Source organism: Pseudomonas sp. IT-P176, from assembly GCF_949767245.1.
Classification (GTDB): Bacteria; Pseudomonadota; Gammaproteobacteria; order Pseudomonadales; family Pseudomonadaceae; genus Aquipseudomonas.
The window spans coordinates 23,728-40,114 of the sequence record NZ_CATKPN010000123.1 but is presented as its reverse complement, the minus strand read 5'-3'; the positions used below and the strand labels follow the sequence as shown (position 1 = coordinate 40,114).

The 16,387-nt window shown below is 61.2% G+C and carries 15 protein-coding genes; 4 read left to right on the top strand and 11 right to left on the bottom strand.

All coding sequences use genetic code 11. The annotated features are described in order from the left end of the window. Positions 1-239: 239 nt before the first annotated feature. Positions 240-710: a hypothetical protein gene (locus ACM6IP_RS26285; RefSeq protein ID WP_414862631.1), complete on the bottom strand. Its 471-nt coding sequence runs from the start codon at positions 708-710 to the stop codon at positions 240-242. Positions 711-1,254: 544 nt separating this feature from the next. Between ACM6IP_RS26285 and ACM6IP_RS26280 the strand changes: the two genes are divergently transcribed. Together ACM6IP_RS26280 and ACM6IP_RS26275 are read left to right on the top strand one after the other, a co-directional pair. Further along, positions 1,255-2,190, top strand: coding sequence for a chemotaxis protein CheV (locus ACM6IP_RS26280; RefSeq protein WP_159997247.1), 936 nt, complete (start codon positions 1,255-1,257; stop codon positions 2,188-2,190). 440 nt (positions 2,191-2,630) lie between these two features. Further along, positions 2,631-3,437, top strand: a complete 807-nt coding sequence (locus ACM6IP_RS26275) for an MOSC domain-containing protein (RefSeq protein ID WP_320332765.1) — start codon at positions 2,631-2,633, stop codon at positions 3,435-3,437. A gap of 70 nt (positions 3,438-3,507) precedes the next feature. Here the strand turns inward: ACM6IP_RS26275 and ACM6IP_RS26270 are convergent, their stop codons facing one another. From ACM6IP_RS26270 to ACM6IP_RS26235, 8 genes are all read right to left on the bottom strand, one after another. Then, the gene (locus tag ACM6IP_RS26270; RefSeq protein ID WP_095168189.1) at positions 3,508-3,792 is read right to left on the bottom strand and encodes a pyrimidine/purine nucleoside phosphorylase; all 285 of its coding nucleotides are present in this window, start codon (positions 3,790-3,792) and stop codon (positions 3,508-3,510) included. 73 nt (positions 3,793-3,865) lie between these two features. Further along, the gene (locus tag ACM6IP_RS26265) at positions 3,866-4,414 is read right to left on the bottom strand and encodes an exonuclease domain-containing protein (protein ID WP_095168190.1); all 549 of its coding nucleotides are present in this window, start codon (positions 4,412-4,414) and stop codon (positions 3,866-3,868) included. 70 nt (positions 4,415-4,484) lie between these two features. After that, positions 4,485-6,446, bottom strand: a complete 1,962-nt coding sequence (locus ACM6IP_RS26260) for an acetyl-CoA carboxylase biotin carboxylase subunit (RefSeq protein WP_414862630.1) — start codon at positions 6,444-6,446, stop codon at positions 4,485-4,487. Between the two features lie 54 nt (positions 6,447-6,500). After that, the gene (locus tag ACM6IP_RS26255; RefSeq protein WP_414862629.1) at positions 6,501-7,298 is read right to left on the bottom strand and encodes an enoyl-CoA hydratase/isomerase family protein; all 798 of its coding nucleotides are present in this window, start codon (positions 7,296-7,298) and stop codon (positions 6,501-6,503) included. Next, positions 7,295-8,452 (bottom strand): citronellyl-CoA dehydrogenase, encoded by a 1,158-nt coding sequence (gene atuD, locus ACM6IP_RS26250; RefSeq protein WP_401128676.1) that lies wholly within the window; start codon positions 8,450-8,452, stop codon positions 7,295-7,297. Before atuD ends, ACM6IP_RS26255 begins: the two co-directional genes overlap by 4 nt. Before the next feature lie 21 nt (positions 8,453-8,473). Beyond that, the gene (atuC, locus tag ACM6IP_RS26245; protein ID WP_414862628.1) at positions 8,474-10,090 is read right to left on the bottom strand and encodes a geranyl-CoA carboxylase subunit beta; all 1,617 of its coding nucleotides are present in this window, start codon (positions 10,088-10,090) and stop codon (positions 8,474-8,476) included. Positions 10,091-10,093: 3 nt separating this feature from the next. Continuing rightward, the gene (locus ACM6IP_RS26240) at positions 10,094-10,963 is read right to left on the bottom strand and encodes an SDR family oxidoreductase (RefSeq protein WP_159997239.1); all 870 of its coding nucleotides are present in this window, start codon (positions 10,961-10,963) and stop codon (positions 10,094-10,096) included. Between the two features lie 12 nt (positions 10,964-10,975). Then, entirely contained in the window at positions 10,976-12,766 is a 1,791-nt protein-coding gene (locus ACM6IP_RS26235) for an acyclic terpene utilization AtuA family protein (RefSeq protein ID WP_414862627.1), read from the bottom strand. Between the two features lie 176 nt (positions 12,767-12,942). On the opposite strand from ACM6IP_RS26235, the gene ACM6IP_RS26230 reads away from it, so the two are divergent. Both ACM6IP_RS26230 and ACM6IP_RS26225 read left to right on the top strand, forming a co-directional pair. Beyond that, positions 12,943-13,566: a TetR/AcrR family transcriptional regulator gene (locus ACM6IP_RS26230; RefSeq protein WP_095168201.1), complete on the top strand. Its 624-nt coding sequence runs from the start codon at positions 12,943-12,945 to the stop codon at positions 13,564-13,566. 104 nt (positions 13,567-13,670) lie between these two features. Beyond that, on the top strand, positions 13,671-14,465 hold the full coding sequence (locus ACM6IP_RS26225) for a substrate-binding periplasmic protein (protein ID WP_095168203.1): 795 nt from the start codon (positions 13,671-13,673) through the stop codon (positions 14,463-14,465). Positions 14,466-14,505: 40 nt separating this feature from the next. On the opposite strand, the gene ACM6IP_RS26220 is transcribed toward ACM6IP_RS26225, so the two are convergent. Then, a complete protein-coding gene (locus tag ACM6IP_RS26220) occupies positions 14,506-15,054 on the bottom strand; it encodes an RNA polymerase factor sigma-70 (RefSeq protein ID WP_095168205.1) in 549 nt (182 codons plus the stop codon). A gap of 335 nt (positions 15,055-15,389) precedes the next feature. Next, positions 15,390-16,340 (bottom strand): hypothetical protein, encoded by a 951-nt coding sequence (locus tag ACM6IP_RS26215; protein WP_414862626.1) that lies wholly within the window; start codon positions 16,338-16,340, stop codon positions 15,390-15,392. Positions 16,341-16,387: the final 47 nt, after the last annotated feature.

The window sequence follows — 16,387 nt, the reverse complement described above, 5'->3', positions numbered from 1 at the left end:
GCGCAGGGAACCCATGAATGTTCGCTGTGGGCTGGCCGGTCAGGGTGATTGACTGGAGCGGGCGGCTGCAAAGCAGAGCAGTCTGAGGGGCAAGGTAGAGCCTTGCACTTCCCGCCGCCAAGGGCCGGGATTCAGAGTGTCATTTCTGTAGCGTCAATTAATTGGTGCGCATGTTACCACCTAAGGTGCGGTTGGTCGCGCTTGTGCACATCGCCCCGGCACGGTCTTGATGACGAGCTTTACGCCCGCCTGGTGGCCATGTTTGCGCAGGCCAGGCCGCTGGTCGGCCCGGCGAACGGAAAGGCCGCACAGTCGATTTGCGCCACGAATGCCTCAAGCAAAAACGCCTGCTCGGTGTTGTCGAGGCGCAGATCACCGGTATGTCGATCGACCAGTTCCAGTTGCCAGGCGATCAGCGTCAAACACTCCTTTAAAGCACCAAGTGCCTGGTCATGCAGATTGACTTGCCCTCGTACCTGGCTGAGTACGGCGTGAAGGGAGCGGGCAAATGTACAGATGGCGCCCAGGGCCAGGACGTCCGCGCGATTGGCCAGGGTCAGCAGAGTGCCAAGCAGGCAGTGGATGGCGTCCGGGTCGTTTTTGATCAATTGCAGGTGCGCCAGGCACTCCTCCGATTTTGCCAGCAGCATTTCGGCTTCAATCAGGAATTCAGGCAGTCGAGGGTTCCAGTTATTCCGTTCGATCAACATGCTTTTCTCCACGACTTCAAGTCAGGTAGGGCAATCGGGCGTCTGGTGAACGGGGCTAAGTTACTGTCTGCAATTGCACAAAGTCTGTAGGACGGTTCCGGTTTTTCCGGCAGGTCCCTACCAGTTACCCATAGGGCTACGGCGTTGGTGGCAGGGGTAGCACAACGAACGACGGCGGCACGGCGTCGTGAGGCTCTCGCTGAATGTTTTGAAGGGGGGTAAAGAGGGCCTGGCGGTGGCTCCGCGATCAACAACAAAAGCCTGACTCCATTCATGCAATGAGAATGGCGTCACATTAATGGCTAATGGATATCACGAATATCAGGCGAGTCCCGATTGCATCTAGGGGTTTCCCTGATGCGCTACACGCAAGGCTGATGGGGGCTGTTCGTGGAGCACGTTACCCGGGGGAGATTCATTCAGTAGAGCATGATGCCAATATGACATCAATTTTTTTACGCGGCCCGTCTCTCCAGGGTCAAGAAGTGCAGGCCGCCGCCGATATCTTGCCTGAGTGAATTCATCGGTAAACCCAGGAGTCATAATGGCCGGCATTCTCGACACGGTAGATCAACGCACCCAACTGGTGGGTGAGAACCGCCTGGAAATCCTTATGTTCCGCCTGGCCGGTCGGCAGTTGTTCGCGATCAACGTCTTCAAGGTGCAAGAAGTCCTGCAGCTGCCCAAGCTGACGCTGATGCCCCATCGTCATCCATTTGTCTGTGGTGTGGTCAATCTGCGTGGCCAGACCCTGCCGGTGATCGACTTGTCCCAGGCCATTGGCATGCGCCCGCTGGTGCCGGGCCCCAACAGCACGATTATCGTCACCGAGTACAACCGTTCGGTTCAGGCGTTCCTGGTCGGCGGTGTGGACCGCATCGTCAACATGAACTGGGAAGCCATTCTGCCTCCGCCGACTAGCGCAGGTCGCCAGCATTACCTGACCGCCATCAGCAAAGTCGATGAACAGTTGGTGGAAATCATCGACGTCGAAAAAGTCCTCGCCGAGATCGTGCCCTACAGCACCAAGGTCTCGCGCGAGAAACTCGAGGACCCAGTACTCGAGCGTGCCCGCCATCGTGAAGTGTTGCTGGTGGACGACTCCAACGTGGCGCTGGCGCAGATGCGCGATACCCTCAGCCAATTGGGGGTGAAAATGCACATTGCCAGCGACGGCCTGAAAGCCTTGAAACTGCTCAAGAGCTGGGCAGACAGTGGGGTGGAGATGACCGAGAAGCTGCTGATGGTCTTCACCGACGCGGAAATGCCGGAAATGGACGGCTACCGCCTGACTACCGAGATCCGCAACGATCCGCGTTTGCGGGGGCTGTACGTGGTGCTGCACACCTCGCTATCCGGCAGTTTCAACGAATCGATGGTGAAGAAGGTCGGTTGCGACAACTTCCTTTCCAAGTTCCAGCCCGACAAACTGGTCGATGTGGTGCGCCAGCGGTTGATGCTCGATGAAGTCCCAGCCTGATGAGTGGTAAGGGCGGGCGAGGCGGCCTGCCGACCTGCTAGCGATGGGGCCAGTCCATTCAACATCGATGGTGCCTGACACACCGTTATCGCGGGCAAGCCGCAAGCGGGCGCCAGCTCCCACAGGTTGAGTGGGTGTACCCAGAATCTGCGAACACCCAGAACCACTGTGGGAGCGGGCTTGCCCGCGATGGGGCCGGTCCATTCAACATCGATGGCCCCCGATACACCGCTATCGCGGCAAGCCTTGCTCCCACAGGTTTGCTGGCGGTACACAATATTTGCGGGCAGGCAGATTTACTGTGGGCCGAGCGGCGCTCCGTCTACTCGCGTTGCCAGCCCCACAAAATCCGCACCTGCAAGGCGTTGGCAGCCCCCCGGCCTTTGATTCGGCGATCAAGCTCGTATAGGGTGGCGTTTTTGCCCATCAGGGAGCTGGCCATGTTGCGTCTGAGCGCGCTGTACCGTTATCCACTCAAGTCCGCCAAGGGTGAAGTCCTGCAACAGGCGCACCTGGACACGCTGGGGCTGGTCGGTGACCGTCGCTGGATGCTGGTGGACGAGGCCAGTGGGCGGTTTCTGACGCAGCGGGCGGTTGCGGCGATGAGTCAATTGTCGGCCCTGTGGAATGCCACGGGTGGCCTGACACTGGCGGCGCCTGGGCATTCGCCGATTGAGGTGGCCTTGCCGGTGGACGACGCCGAACTGCGTGGCGTGACCATCTGGCGCGACACCTTGCGGGTGCCTGATGCCGGTGACGCCGCGGCTGCCTGGGTCAGCGCGTTTATCGGAAAGCCCACGCGCCTGGTGCAAGTACCCGAGGTGTTGGCCCGGACCACCCAGGCAGGCTATGGCAAGGATGACGATAAAGTCGCCTTCGCCGATGGTTTCCCCCTGCTGTTGATTGGCCAGGCTTCGCTCGATGACCTGGTGCAACGGGTCGGTCGGCCGCTGGAGATGCTCAGGTTCCGGCCCAACCTGGTGATCGAAGGCAGCCAAGCGTTTGCCGAGGACGGTTGGAAGCGGATTCGTATTGGCGATGTCGAGTTCCGTGTGGTCAAGCCGTGCTCGCGCTGCATCCTGACCACCATCGACCCGCAGACCGGTGAGCGCAGTGCTGACCGCGAGCCGTTGGCAACCCTGCAGCAGTATCGCGCGCAAGCCGATGGTGCGATGTTTGGGCAGAATCTGGTCAACGACGCCAATGGGCGGCTGGAAGTTGGCATGCCGGTGACGATTCTCGAGTAATCCCGTGGGTGCAAAACGAAAAATGCCCGTGTCGCAGGACACGGGCATTTTTGTTGTAGCGCAATAACGCTTAGCCGCGGTATTCGCACAGGTAGGCGCTGTCGACCGCCACTTTGAGTTGGAACTTGCTGTTGGCCGGAACATTGAACTGGCTGCCGGCGGCGAAGGTTTGCCAATCGTCGCTGTCCGGCAGTTTGACGGTCAGGGCGCCGGAGACCACGTGCATGATTTCGCGCTGGCTAGTACCAAACTCGTATTCGCCCGCTGCCATGACGCCGATGGTGGCCGGACCTTCGGCAGTGCCGAAAGCAATCGACTTGACGGTGCCGTCGAAGTACTCGTTGACTTTGAACATGGGCGATTCCTCGAAAAGGGCTAAAAAGGCCGGCCAGTATGCACAAGGCCTTTTCGCCCGTCACCTGTTGCACTCAAGGAGTGGCGGGCAGGGTCAACGGTAATAAACGGGCGGTATTGCGCGCATCCTCGAGCGCCCGATGCTGTTGCCCGCTGAACTGCAGGCCGGCCAGTTGCAGGGCCGCATTGAGGCCCAGTGGCCGCTCCAGTCGGCGGGCCTTGGCAAAGCGCTGCTTGAGATTCATGTGCGGCACCCGGCTCAGGGCGCTGTCGAGTTGCAGGCGCTGCCATTCCTGGAGTAATTGTTTGCGATCGTAGTCGCCCCAACTGGCCCAGCCCTCCAGGCGGCTGTGATGCTGGCCGAGCCAGCGTTCGAACTGCAGCCAGACGTCTGCCAGCGGTTGGGCCGCGTCAATGTTGGCCTGGGTGATATGGGTCAGTTCCCGACAAAATGGGGTCAACAAGGGCCGTCGCAACGGCCGGACGAAGCGCTGGAAGTGATCCAGCTCGCGGCCCTGGCGGTTGACCAGGGTGGCACCGATTTCAATGATTTCCATCTCTTCGATAGGCCAGCCGCCATCATCAGTTGTCGCTTCAAGATCAATTACCAGCCAATGAGGCATCGCAGCTTTCCCGGTATCCGCGTACTGATGAGGCTGAGCGTAGCCAACCGCGGCGGTTCCGCCTAGGGACTTATTCAACCTCCAACAGAATCTGACGATTTTTCACCTGATCGCCCCGGCTGACCTGCAAGCGTTTGATCACGCCGTCGATGCCGGCTTTGAGCGGGTGTTCCATCTTCATTGCCTCCAGTACCAGGAGCAATTGGCCCTTGCTGACCTGTGCGCCTTCGCTGACCAACACATCGACGATCGCCCCGTCCATCGGCGCTTTCAGGGTCCCACAACTGGCGGCGGCCTGGCCACGCACCGGTGCCAGCGTCTGGTCTTGCAGCACCAGGGCGCCAGGACGGGTGCCCAGCCAGAGCTGGTCGTGGGCCAAGGCATAGGCACAACGCCGGCGGATACCATCGAGCTCCAGATAGGCTGAGTGCGGGCTGATCTCCAGCAACTTCAGGTGCAGTGTTTGCGCGGCCACCTCAATGCGCAACTGACCTTCGGCCAGCACCGTTATCTGCGCAGACCAACGGGCATCCTGCAGGCCGATCTGCAGTTGCAGCGGGGCACTGGCATTGTTGCGCCAGCCCGTGAGCCCTGCGCCGTGCACCTGGGCGGACTGCTGGTAGAACAAGGCCGCGGCGATTGCCAGTTCTTCGGCGTTGGGGGTGTGGGGGTGCAGGCTTGGGTGAGCGCTGAAATGCTCGGGGATAAAGTCGGTACTGAACTCGCCAGCGATGAACTGCGGATGGTCCAGCAGGGCGGCGAGCAAGCGCTGATTGGTCTGCACCCCCAGCAGGACCGTGTCTTCGACTGCCCGCAACAGTTTGCGCCGCGCCTCTTCGCGAGTAGCGCCGTAAGCGATGATTTTTCCCAGCATGGGGTCGTAGAACGGGCTGACTTGTTGCCCTTCGAGCAGGCCATGGTCAATGCGCACACCCTCTTGCAGCGCCGGCAACCAGTGATGGACGCGCCCGGTCTGCGGCATGAACGCCTGCGCCGGGTCTTCGGCATACAGGCGCACCTCCATGGCATGCCCCTTGAGTTCGACCTGTTCCTGGCGCAACGGCAGGGGTAATCCAGCGGCGACCTGCAGTTGCCAGGCCACCAGGTCGAGACCGGTGATCAGTTCGGTAACCGGATGTTCGACCTGCAACCGGGTGTTCATTTCGAGGAAGTAAAAGTGCCCCCGGCTATCGAGCAAGAACTCCACGGTGCCGGCACCGACATAATTGACCGCGCGCGCCGCCTTCAGTGCGGCTTCGCCCATGGCCTGGCGCAGCTGTGGGGTCATCACCGGGCAAGGCGCCTCTTCGATGACTTTCTGATGGCGGCGCTGGATGGAACAGTCACGCTCGCCGAGATAGATCAGGTGGCCGTGTTGATCGCCGAACAACTGGATTTCAACGTGGCGCGGAGCGATCAGTGCCTGCTCCAGAATCAGCTCGGCGCTGCCAAAGGCATTCAGGGCCTCGGAACGCGCGGTGCGCAGTTGCTCCACTAGCTGGTCGGCCTCGTGCACCAGGCGCATGCCGCGTCCACCACCACCGGCGCTGGCCTTGATCATCAAGGGATAGCCGATGCGCTCGGCTTCGCGCGCCAGGGTCTGATCGTCCTGCTCTGCGCCCTGGTAGCCGGCGATGCACGGCACGCCCGCAGCGAGCATAGCGATTTTCGACAGGCGTTTGCTGCCCATCAGTTCGATGGCCTCGGGGCTTGGGCCGATAAAGGTCAGCCCGGCGTCGGCGCAGGCTTGGGCGAACGGCGCGTTTTCCGAGAGGAAACCGTAGCCGGGATGGATCGCGTCGGCCCCGCTGCGTCGTGCTGCGTCGAGAATCGCCTGGGCATTGAGGTAGGACTGGGCCACCGCAGCAGGGCCGATGTGCACGGCTTCGTCGGCCAGTTGCACATGCAGGGCGTCGGCATCCGCATCGCTGAAGACGGCCACGGTGCGATAGCCCAGGGCCTGGGCGGTGCGCTGGATGCGGCAGGCAATTTCACCGCGGTTGGCGATGAGAATTTTGCGCAGGGTCGGCATGGTCGGGTTCCCATTGGTGAGTGCGGAGTCGGTAAGGGCCTGCTTGCGATGTTGTCAGGGCGCCCAACCTGGTTTGCGTTTCTGGACAAACGCCAGGGTGCCCTCGACGCCTTCTGCGCCTGTCACTGCAGCGCTGAACCACTCGGCGGCCTGGTCGAGCAATGGCCCCAACGGTTGTTCGGTGCTGGCCAGCAGCAGGGCCTTGGTCGCGGCATTGGCCTCTGGCGCGCAGCACAGGACGTGCTCGAGTACCGCGTCCAGGCGTTCGGCCAAGGCTTGCGCATCCTGCTCGACAAAATGCACCAGGCCCAGGCGCCGTGCCTCGTGCCCGTCAAAACGCGCCGCCGTCAGGGCCAGGCGCCGGGCCTGAGTCAGGCCGATGCGCCGGACCACAAAGGGCGCGATCTGCGCCGGTAGCAGCCCCAGGCTGGTTTCCGGCAGACCGAATTGTGCCTTGTGGTCGGCCAGGGCAATGTCGCTGACACAGGCCAGGCCCAGGCCGCCGCCGAGTACCGCGCCCTGCAACACACAGATCAGCACTTGAGGCGCGTGCTGGGCTTCTTCCAGCAACGCGCCGAAGGCCCGGTTCAGTTCCCGGTAAGCGTCTGCGCCCTGGGCTCGGGCGTTGGCCATGTCTTTCAAGTCGCCGCCGGCACAGAAATGCCCGCCGGCACCGCCCAAGACCAGTGCGCGTACCTGCCGGTCATCGCGGACCGCCGCCAGCACCGCACGTAACTCGGCCACCATCCGCAGGCTCATGGCGTTGCGGCAATCGGCGCGGTTCAGGGTGATGTGCAGCACGCCACTGTGCAGTTCCAGCAAGAGGGTCTGGCAATCGGGCAGGGTGCTCATTTTTTCTTCCCGGGCAGGGTACCCATCAGCTTGCAGATAATCCCCAGCATGATTTCGTCGGCACCGCCGCCGATCGACACCAGGCGCACGTCGCGGTAGGCGCGGGCCACCGGGTTGTCCCACATGAAGCCCATGCCGCCCCAGTACTGCAGGCAACTGTCGCTGACTTCCCGGCCCAGGCGACCGGCCTTGAGCTTGGCCATGGACGCCAGGCGGGTGACGTCCTGGCCTTTGACGTACTGCTCGGTGGCTTGATAGACCAGCGCCCGCAGGCACTCGATCTCGGTGGACAGTTCGGCCAGGCGGAAGTGGATGACCTGGTTGTCGATCAGGGCATTGCCGAAGGTCTTGCGTTCCTTGCAGTACTCGATGGTGCTGTCGACGCAGTACTCCAGGCCCTTGATCATGTTGGCCGCGCCGAACAGGCGTTCTTCCTGGAACTGCAGCATCTGCATCATGAACCCGGCCCCTTCGTGGCCGATGCGGTTACGTTGCGGCACGCGCACGTCATCGAAGAATACCTGGGCAGTTTCCGAGCTGCGCATGCCCAGTTTGTCCAGGTGCGAGCCGAGGCTGACGCCCGGCGTGTTCATCGGCACCATGATCAGCGACTTGTTGATGTGCGCCTTGTCGTCGGAAGTGTTGGCCAGCAGGCAGATGAAGTCGGCACTCGGTGCGTTGGTGATCCACATCTTGCTGCCGTTGATCACGTAGTCGTCGCCGTCCTTGCGCGCGGTGGTCTTCAACCCGGCGACATCGGACCCGGCGCCGACTTCCGAGACGCCAATGCAGCCGACCTGTTCGCCGCTGATGGCCGGACGCAGGAACTCCTCGCGCAGTTCATCGGAGCCGAAGCGCGCCAGCGCCGGGGTGCACATGTCGGTCTGCACGCCGATGGACATGGGGATCCCGCCACAGTGAATGGTGCCGAACTCTTCGGCCGCGACTATCGAATAGCTGTAGTCCAGGCCCATGCCGCCGAATTTTTCCGGTTTGCTGATGCCCAGCAGGCCGAGTTCGCCGGCCTGGCGAAAAATCTCGTGGATCGGGAAGCGCCCGGCCTTCTCCCACTCATCGACGTAGGGGTTGATCTGGCTGTCGACAAACTGGCGCACGGTACGGCGCAGGGCTTCGTGTTCCTGGGTAAAGATCATTGTTGTTCTCCTTTGGCCGGGCTAGAACCGGGCGACACCAAAACTGTTGGGATGCAGCTGACGAACCTCGGCCTCCTGGCAAATATCCAGCAGGTAGCCCAGCAGCGTGCGGCTGTCCCGTGGATCGATCAGCCCGTCATCCCACAGGTTGGCACTGGCGTATAGGGCGGTGGACTGGCTGTCGAGTTTCTGTGCGGTGACCTGCTCCAGCATGTCGAGCATCTTCGGGTCCGGGACCAGGCCATCCTTGAGCTGCCTGGCCTCGGTGACAATACGCAGCACCTTGCCGGCCTGGGCGCCGCCCATTACCGCAGTGCGGCTGTTGGGCCAGGCGAAGATGAACCGCGGATCGAGTCCCCGGCCGCACATCGCGTAGTTGCCGGCACCGTAGGAGCCGCCGACCACCAGCGTCAGCTTCGGCACCCGGGCATTGGCCACGGCCTGAATCAGCTTGGAGCCATGCTTGATCACCCCTTGCTGTTCCGACTCGGTGCCGACCATGAAGCCGGTGGTGTTGTGGAAAAACAGCAGCGGAGTCTGGCTCTGGTCACACAGCTGGATGAACTGCGCCGCCTTGCTCGCGCCTTGCGGGGTGATCGGGCCGTTGTTGCCGATAAAACCACAGGGCCGGCCCTGGATTTTCAGATGACCACACAGGGTCTGCTGGTCGAACTCGCCCTTGAACTCGAGGAAGCGCGAACCGTCGGCGATACGCGCGATGATTTCGCGCACGTCGTAGGGTTTTTTCGGATCGGTGGGAATCAGTCCCAGCAGATCCTCGATGGGGTACAGCGGCTCATCGAAGTCGGTGCGGGCGGGCAGTGGCAGACGGGCATTCCACGGCAACAGGCTGACGATCTCGCGCACCAGGCGCAGCCCATCGGCATCGTTCTCGGCCAGGTACTCGGCGGTGCCGGCGGTCTGCGCGTGCATTTCGGCGCCGCCCAGGGCCTCATCGGTGGCGATTTCCCCGGTGGCAGCCTTGAGCAGCGGAGGGCCGGCGAGAAACAGCTTGGCCTTGCCGCGCACCACCACCACGTAGTCCGAAAGCCCGGGCTGATAGGCTCCACCAGCGGTGGCCGAGCCGTGCACCACGGTAATCTGTGGCAACCCCATGGCCGACATCCGCGCCTGGTTGGCAAAGCTGCGCGCGCCTTCGACAAAAATCTCTGCGGCGTAGTTGAGGTTGGCGCCGCCGCTTTCGGCGAGGGTGATCACCGGCAGTTTGTTTTCCATGGCGATCTGCTGCAGGCGCAGGGATTTTTTCAGGCCGCTGGGGGAAATGGTCCCGCCCTTGATCGCGCTGTTGTTGGCCACCACCAGTACCCGCACCCCGGACACATAACCAATCCCGGCGATCAAGCCGCCGCCTGCCTGGCTACCGTCTTTGTCGTCGTGCAATTTATAGCCGGCCAGGCTCGCCAGTTCGAGAAACGGCGCGCCGAGGTCCAGTAGCAGATTCAAGCGTTCACGTGGCAGCAGTTGTCCGCGCCGGTCGAATTTCGCCTTGGCCTCGGCGGCCTTGGCCAGCAGATTACGTTCCAGTTGGCGGACCTGCTCGATGCTGGCCAGCATCGCCTCGCGGTTCTGCGCGAACTGCGGGCTGTGGGGGTCGAGTTGGGATTCGATCATGGGCATCGCTTAGTCCTCGTCCTTGAGTACATCGGGCAGGAAGGCGCGGTGAAAGCCATTGAAGGACTCGCTGTGCTGGGCCTTGTGCAATGGCCACGCCCGACTGCCGAGACTGGCTGCACCGTCGATGCGCAAGGTGCTGCCGCTGACAAAGGCGGCCGCAGGACTCAGCAGGAACACGATGGCGGCGCTGACTTCCGATTCGCTGCCAATGCGCTTGAGCGGCACATGCTCGCGCAGGGTCGGGATCACCGCCTTGAACGCGCCTTCATAGGTGTCCATGCCGCTGGACGCAATCCAGCCGGGGGCCACGGCATTGACCCGGACCCCGGCGTAGCCCCATTCGAAGGCGGCGGTCTTGGTGAAGTTGTCCATGCCCGAGCGCGCAGCCCCCGAGTGGCCCATGCCCGGCATGCCGCCCCACATGTCGGCGAGCATGTTGACGATGGCGCCCCCGGTCTTGCACATGGACTGGTTGAACACCTCCCGGGCCATCAGGAAACCGCCCACCAGGTTAGTGCGCATCACCGTCTCGAAGCCTTTCTGGGTGATCGACGCCAGTGGCGCAGGGTATTGGCCGCCGGCGTTGTTGACCAGGCCATGAATCGGGCCGTGGGTCTTGAGCAGTTCGCTGACCAGTTGCTTGACCGCTTCCTCCTCACGAATGTCGCAAGCTTGCCAACTGGCCTGGCCACCGTCGGCGGCAATTTCGGCGGCGACCTGCTGCAGTTTTTCCGCCTTGCGCCCCACCAACAGCACGTGGGCGCCAAGGGCTGCCAGTTCGTGGGCGGTGCAGCGGCCGATGCCACTGCCGCCACCGGTGACAATGATGTTTTGACCGGCAAACAGCTCGGGTTTGAAGATCGAATCAAAAGCCACGGCGACAGCCCTCTAGTTGACTTGGTCAGCGATGCTTTGCGGCACCGGAATCTGGATTTCCAGCAGTTGCTGGGCGAATGCCTTGCCTTGTGGATCGATCCGCAGGCTGGCCACGCCACCACCGCCAAGGGCATTTTCCAGGAGGAAATTGAGGCTGTGGCTGCCTGGCAGGTACCAGCGCTCGACGCGCCCCAGGAGCGGGTCGAGCACGTGGCTCATCCAGTCCACGACCACCTCGGGAGTCAGTGCTTCGGCGATCCACGGCAGGTATTCGGGGGCGCGGGCCATGACCCCGATGTTGCTGTGATTGCCCTTGTCACCGGAGCGCGCCACCGCCAGTTTCACCAGTGCCACGCTGGCATCGGCACGGCCTTGGGGTTTGGGGGCAATAAAGGGCAAGGGCAGGTCAGCGCTGTCGAGGTGATCGAGGGCGGGCAGGGTGCAAGGGTGGCGCTGGCCTTGCAGGTCGATCTGCAGGGTGCAGGCGTTTTTGTCGATGAGGAACGAGAACAGGCGGATCAGCGGGTAGACCGTAGGACGGCCGCCGACAATGCCGGTCAGGCCCGGCGCCATGCCGGTGGCAGCCTGGGCGATTTCCCGGGAGAACAGGATCAGTGCCTGTTTGTTCGGATGCCGTACCGCGAGCTTGATCACCACTTCGCGGCTGTCCTGGCGTTGCCCGTGAGGACCATAGGTGGCCTCGCTGCCGAGCAGTTCGATGTGCACTTCGCTATAGGGTGCCCAACCGCGCTGACTGAACATTTGCCCGGTCTTGTTGATGATCGCCTCGCTCACCCGGCGCGCCTTGGCCACGGCGTCGATCCCGGCAATCAAGCAACTGGCGGTGCAACGGAAACCATCCGGGTAGGTGGCGCTGACCTTGTACTGCGCCGGTGCCGGAAAGCCTTTGGCGCCGTGGACCTGGACCCGGTTCGGGCCCTGCTGCTGGAGTTTGACCTGGCTGAAATCACAGATTACGTCCGGCAGCCGGTAGGCCCGTGGATTACCGATTTCGTAGAGCAATTGTTCGCCCACGCTCAAGGGCGTGACCAAACCACCGGAGCCTTCGGGTTTGCTGACAATGAACTGGCCGTCGGCGCTGAACTCGACCACGGGGAAACCGATGTGCTCGTAGTCCGGCACCTGCTGCCAATCGGTGAAGTTGCCGCCGGTGCACTGTGCGCCGCACTCGATGATGTGCCCGGCCAGTGCTGCCTGGGCCAGGCGGTCGTAGTCGTGCCACGCCCAGCCGAACTCATGCACCAGTGCTGCGCTGACCACCGCGCTGTCCACGACTCGCCCGGTGATGACCACGTCCGCCCCCAGGCGCAGGGCTTCGACAATGCCGGGAGCGCCAAGGTAGGCGTTGGTCGATACGCAGACGGGCGGCAGGGGCGCTGCGCTGAACATCTCGCGCACGCCACTGGCGGCCAATTGCTTGAACTGCGGTTGCAGGTCATCGCCCAGCAGGACGGCGATCTTCAGAGGCACGCCGGCCTGGTCGCAGGCGCGCTGCAAGGCGGCGGCGCAGGCCAGTGGATTGACCCCGCCGGCGTTGCTGATCACCCGAATGCGCTGTTCGGCGATCTGCCCGAGCAACGGACTGAGGACCTCGACGAAGTCGCTGGCGTAGCCGGCCTGGGGATCCTTCATGCGCGCCCCGGCCAGCAATGACATGGTGATTTCTGCCAGGTAGTCGAAGACCAGATAGTCCAGGGCGGCGCCTTCCACCAGTTGAGCGGCAGCGGTCGAGGTATCCCCCCAAAAGGCACTGGCACATCCGATACGAACCGTCTTGTTCATGGCAAGCCTCCGACAGAAGTGTTTCGAGACTACCAAGCAAGCGCTTGGTTTGTAAATCCCGGGCAGGACTTTTACCCGAGCGCTTGCTTGGTTTCCTTCGGCGGCTTAAATTGCCCGCGCCAGCCACGGCATTTGTGGTGTGTGCATTGGGTTCGAGCGACTGTAGGAGAGAATGGGTGGACGAGCAAAAAGCTCTGCTGGTAATGCGCGAGTTGGTCGATAACGGGCAACTGACCGATCCGGACAGCGCTCGCGGCAAACTGCTGCAGATGGCGGCCCACCTGTTTCGCAACAAGGGCTATGAACGCACTACGGTGCGCGACCTGGCCAGTGCGGTAGGGATTCAGTCCGGCAGCATTTTTCATCACTTCAAGAGCAAGGACGAAATCCTGCGCGCGGTGATGGAGGAAACCATTCGCTACAACACCGCGTTGATGCGCGCCGCCCTGGCGCAATCCACCAGCGTGCGCGAGCGAGTCCTGGCGCTGATCCGCTGCGAGTTGCAGTCGATCATGGGCGGCAGCGGCGAGGCGATGGCGGTGCTGGTCTACGAATGGCGCTCGTTGTCCGAAGGCGGGCAGGCCCAGGTGCTGGCGCTGCGCGACATTTACGAGCAGATCTGGCTGCAGGTACTGGGAGAAGCCAAGGACGCGGGGCTGATACGCGGGGACCTGTTCATCACCCGTCGTTTCCTCACCGGTGCATTGTCCTGGACCACCACCTGGTTTCGCCCCGATGGCAGCATGAACCTCGATCAGTTGGCCGATGAGGCGTTGATTCTGGTGCTGACGCAAGCATGACGATTTGGGCAAAACGCATTAAATAGCCACCATCGCGTTGTCTTAGTGGGCGAAACCGCCTAGCTTAATCCAGGTGGGTCTATTTTCAGGGGTGGTGTTGGTTGATGTATTCGCCAGTTCGGATGGCTTCGCGGATGTTGTTGATGGCGCTAGGTGCGCTGTCGGTAGCGCCGAGTTCGGCCGCACAACTGGTGCGCATCGGCGCGGCGCATTTCCCGCCTTACACCATTCGCCCGGAAACCGGCGCCGATACCGGTCTTCTCGCGCAATTGATCGTCGCCCTCAACCAGTTGCAGGGCGACTATCAATTTGTCCAGGTGCCCACCTCCATTCCGCGCCGCTTCGGTGATTTCAAGCAGGGCCGGATCGACGTGGCTATCTTCGAGAATCCCCAGTGGGGCTGGAAGGATGTCCCGCACACCGCCGTCGACATGGGCCTGGAGGATGCGGAGGTGTTCGTCTCGCAACTGCTCCCTGAGCGCGCGCAAAGCTATTTTTCCGATCTGCAGGACAAACGCCTCGCGCTGTTCAATGGCTATCACTATGCCTTTGCCGACTTCAATTCCGACACCCGCTACCTCGCCAGCCGCTACAACGTGACGCTGACGTATTCCCACGACAGCAACCTGCTGATGGTGCTGCGCGGTCGTGCCGACATCGCCCTGGTTACCCGCTCGTTCTTGAGTGACTACGTGTTGCGCAACGAACAGGTCGCCTCCCACTTGCTGGTGTCCGAGCGGGTTGATCAGGTCTATCACCATTACGCCCTGATCCGTCCGCAGGCACCGCTCAGTGGCGAAGCGTTCGGCAAGATGTTGCAGGGCCTGCGGGATAACGGCCAGATGCTGAAGATTTTCCAGCCTTACAAGATTGCGCTCGTCGCTGTGCCCCAGGGCTGAAATCAACTCATCACTCTGCGAGGTCGGGGGGAGGGATTGGTCAGCGGCGGGCGAAGGTATCGCTGAGGGTGTCCGAGACCTTGCGACAGTGCACCAGCGCATCGCGGATCATGAAGTTCACCAGGGTCGGCGAGACCTCCAGTTCCTTGGCGATATCTTTTTGTGGCACGCCGTGCAGGCGATACATCTCGAAGGCGTAGCGGGTCCGGCTGGGCAATTCGCCAAGGGCATCGGCGATGTTTTCCAGGACGCGGAAGTTGATGTGCGAGGTTTCCGGTGAAGCACCCTGGATGACCACATTCAAGCCTTCTTCTTCACTGCCCGAGTACTTCTGCTCCAGGGCCTGTTTGCGGTAGTGATCGATCGCCAGGTTGCGCACGATCTGAAACAGGTAGCTGAGCTGGGCCTTGAACGAAGAGGTGATCTGGGGCGCCGATTGCAAGCGGAAGAAAGCGTCTTGCACCACGTCTTCGGCACGCGACCGGCAACCCGTAATGCGTGCCGCAGTCTTCACCAGCATCAGCCGGTTGTCGACGAACGCCTGGAGTAAGGATGAGTCGCAGCTGTCTGTGGAAACGGATTGCGCCATGGAAGTCACCTCGCTGCAAAAAGTTAGTGGGACGACCAGCGCTTCGGATCCGTCCTACGCATTGAGCGACAAGCTAGGCTAGATGATAATAATTGTCAATTGAGAGGAAGAATTAATTCCGTTTGACTTTCGCCGACAAGCTCACGCTGACACGCTTTGAGTTGCGGCGCTGGCTGCCCCGCCAGGATCAATTCGCTCGTTGCTCCATCCGTTCGTATGGGGCAATTGCGTCCTGGTTACGTCCTGCTTGCCAAGCCCGCGCTTGAACACATCGACGGCCTGTTCGCGGTAGGTCGGGTCTCGATCCGACCTGCCGCGAAGTCGTTACAGAGGACTTATTTTTGTTTGAAGTACCAATGGGTATCATCGGTATCAATGCCTAATCCGTTGAGCTTTTCCTCTACGTACTTCAAACATAATCCTCCATCGGGTTGATAGTGGCCGGAGGCGTCATTGACGCTAGCGATAACGTCTCGCAAGGCAATACCATCGTTGACACTCTCTATTCTGAATTCGCCTGCGCAGATGACCGGTCGTCCACTGCCCAGTTGGCTATGCCTGATGTAGTCGTTTCGCGACTCATGTTTCCAACGCCTGTAGATAATTGCACCCTCTGGGGTATACACCCAGGTGTAACTATCGTTGGGGGTGTTTGGCGTTAGTACTTCTGTCTGTCGGTCTTTCAACAGTTCGCCCAGCAGCCTTCCATCGACCATGCCGACCAGTTGGCCTGTGCCCTCGATAGTCGAGGGATCGTAGGTTCGCCATGATTTGATATCGCCGATCCAGGGCATCCAGCGCACGGGATAGGTTTGGGTGTTGATATCGACGGGACGATTGTCGGAGTTGCTCCAGTCTGACCAATTGATATGTCCAGCCCAAACCTGCTGGAGATGTGAGGAAGAGGCATGCAGCCACTGATGAATTTGTTTGAAGGAACGGTTAGTGAAAACGCCATTGGCGGTCAGTATCAGCGACTCTAGCTCCCAGTTGTCGCTGGCGATGGGGTGAGCAATAGGTACTTGGTGCAGGGAGATATTTTGCAGTTCACTGATGTGAATGCTTTGTTTTCCGAACAGGCGGGAAATATCAATGTCAACGCTAATGATTTCACCCACCCTGGGGGCGTCGGAAAACAACTGGAAGTTATTATGATGGCCCATGCTTATGTATACTTTGTCATCGGTGCCTGCCCAGTTTTCCTCGGCTATTTTTGCAGATATTCTGAGTTCGCTGATATTGGCGCTGCGTTCAAAGTTGCGTGTGTAGTCGCTGATGCTGTTCATTGTATGAGCTCTACTTTTCAATGGGTTTTTGAAGCCCTGAAAGTAGT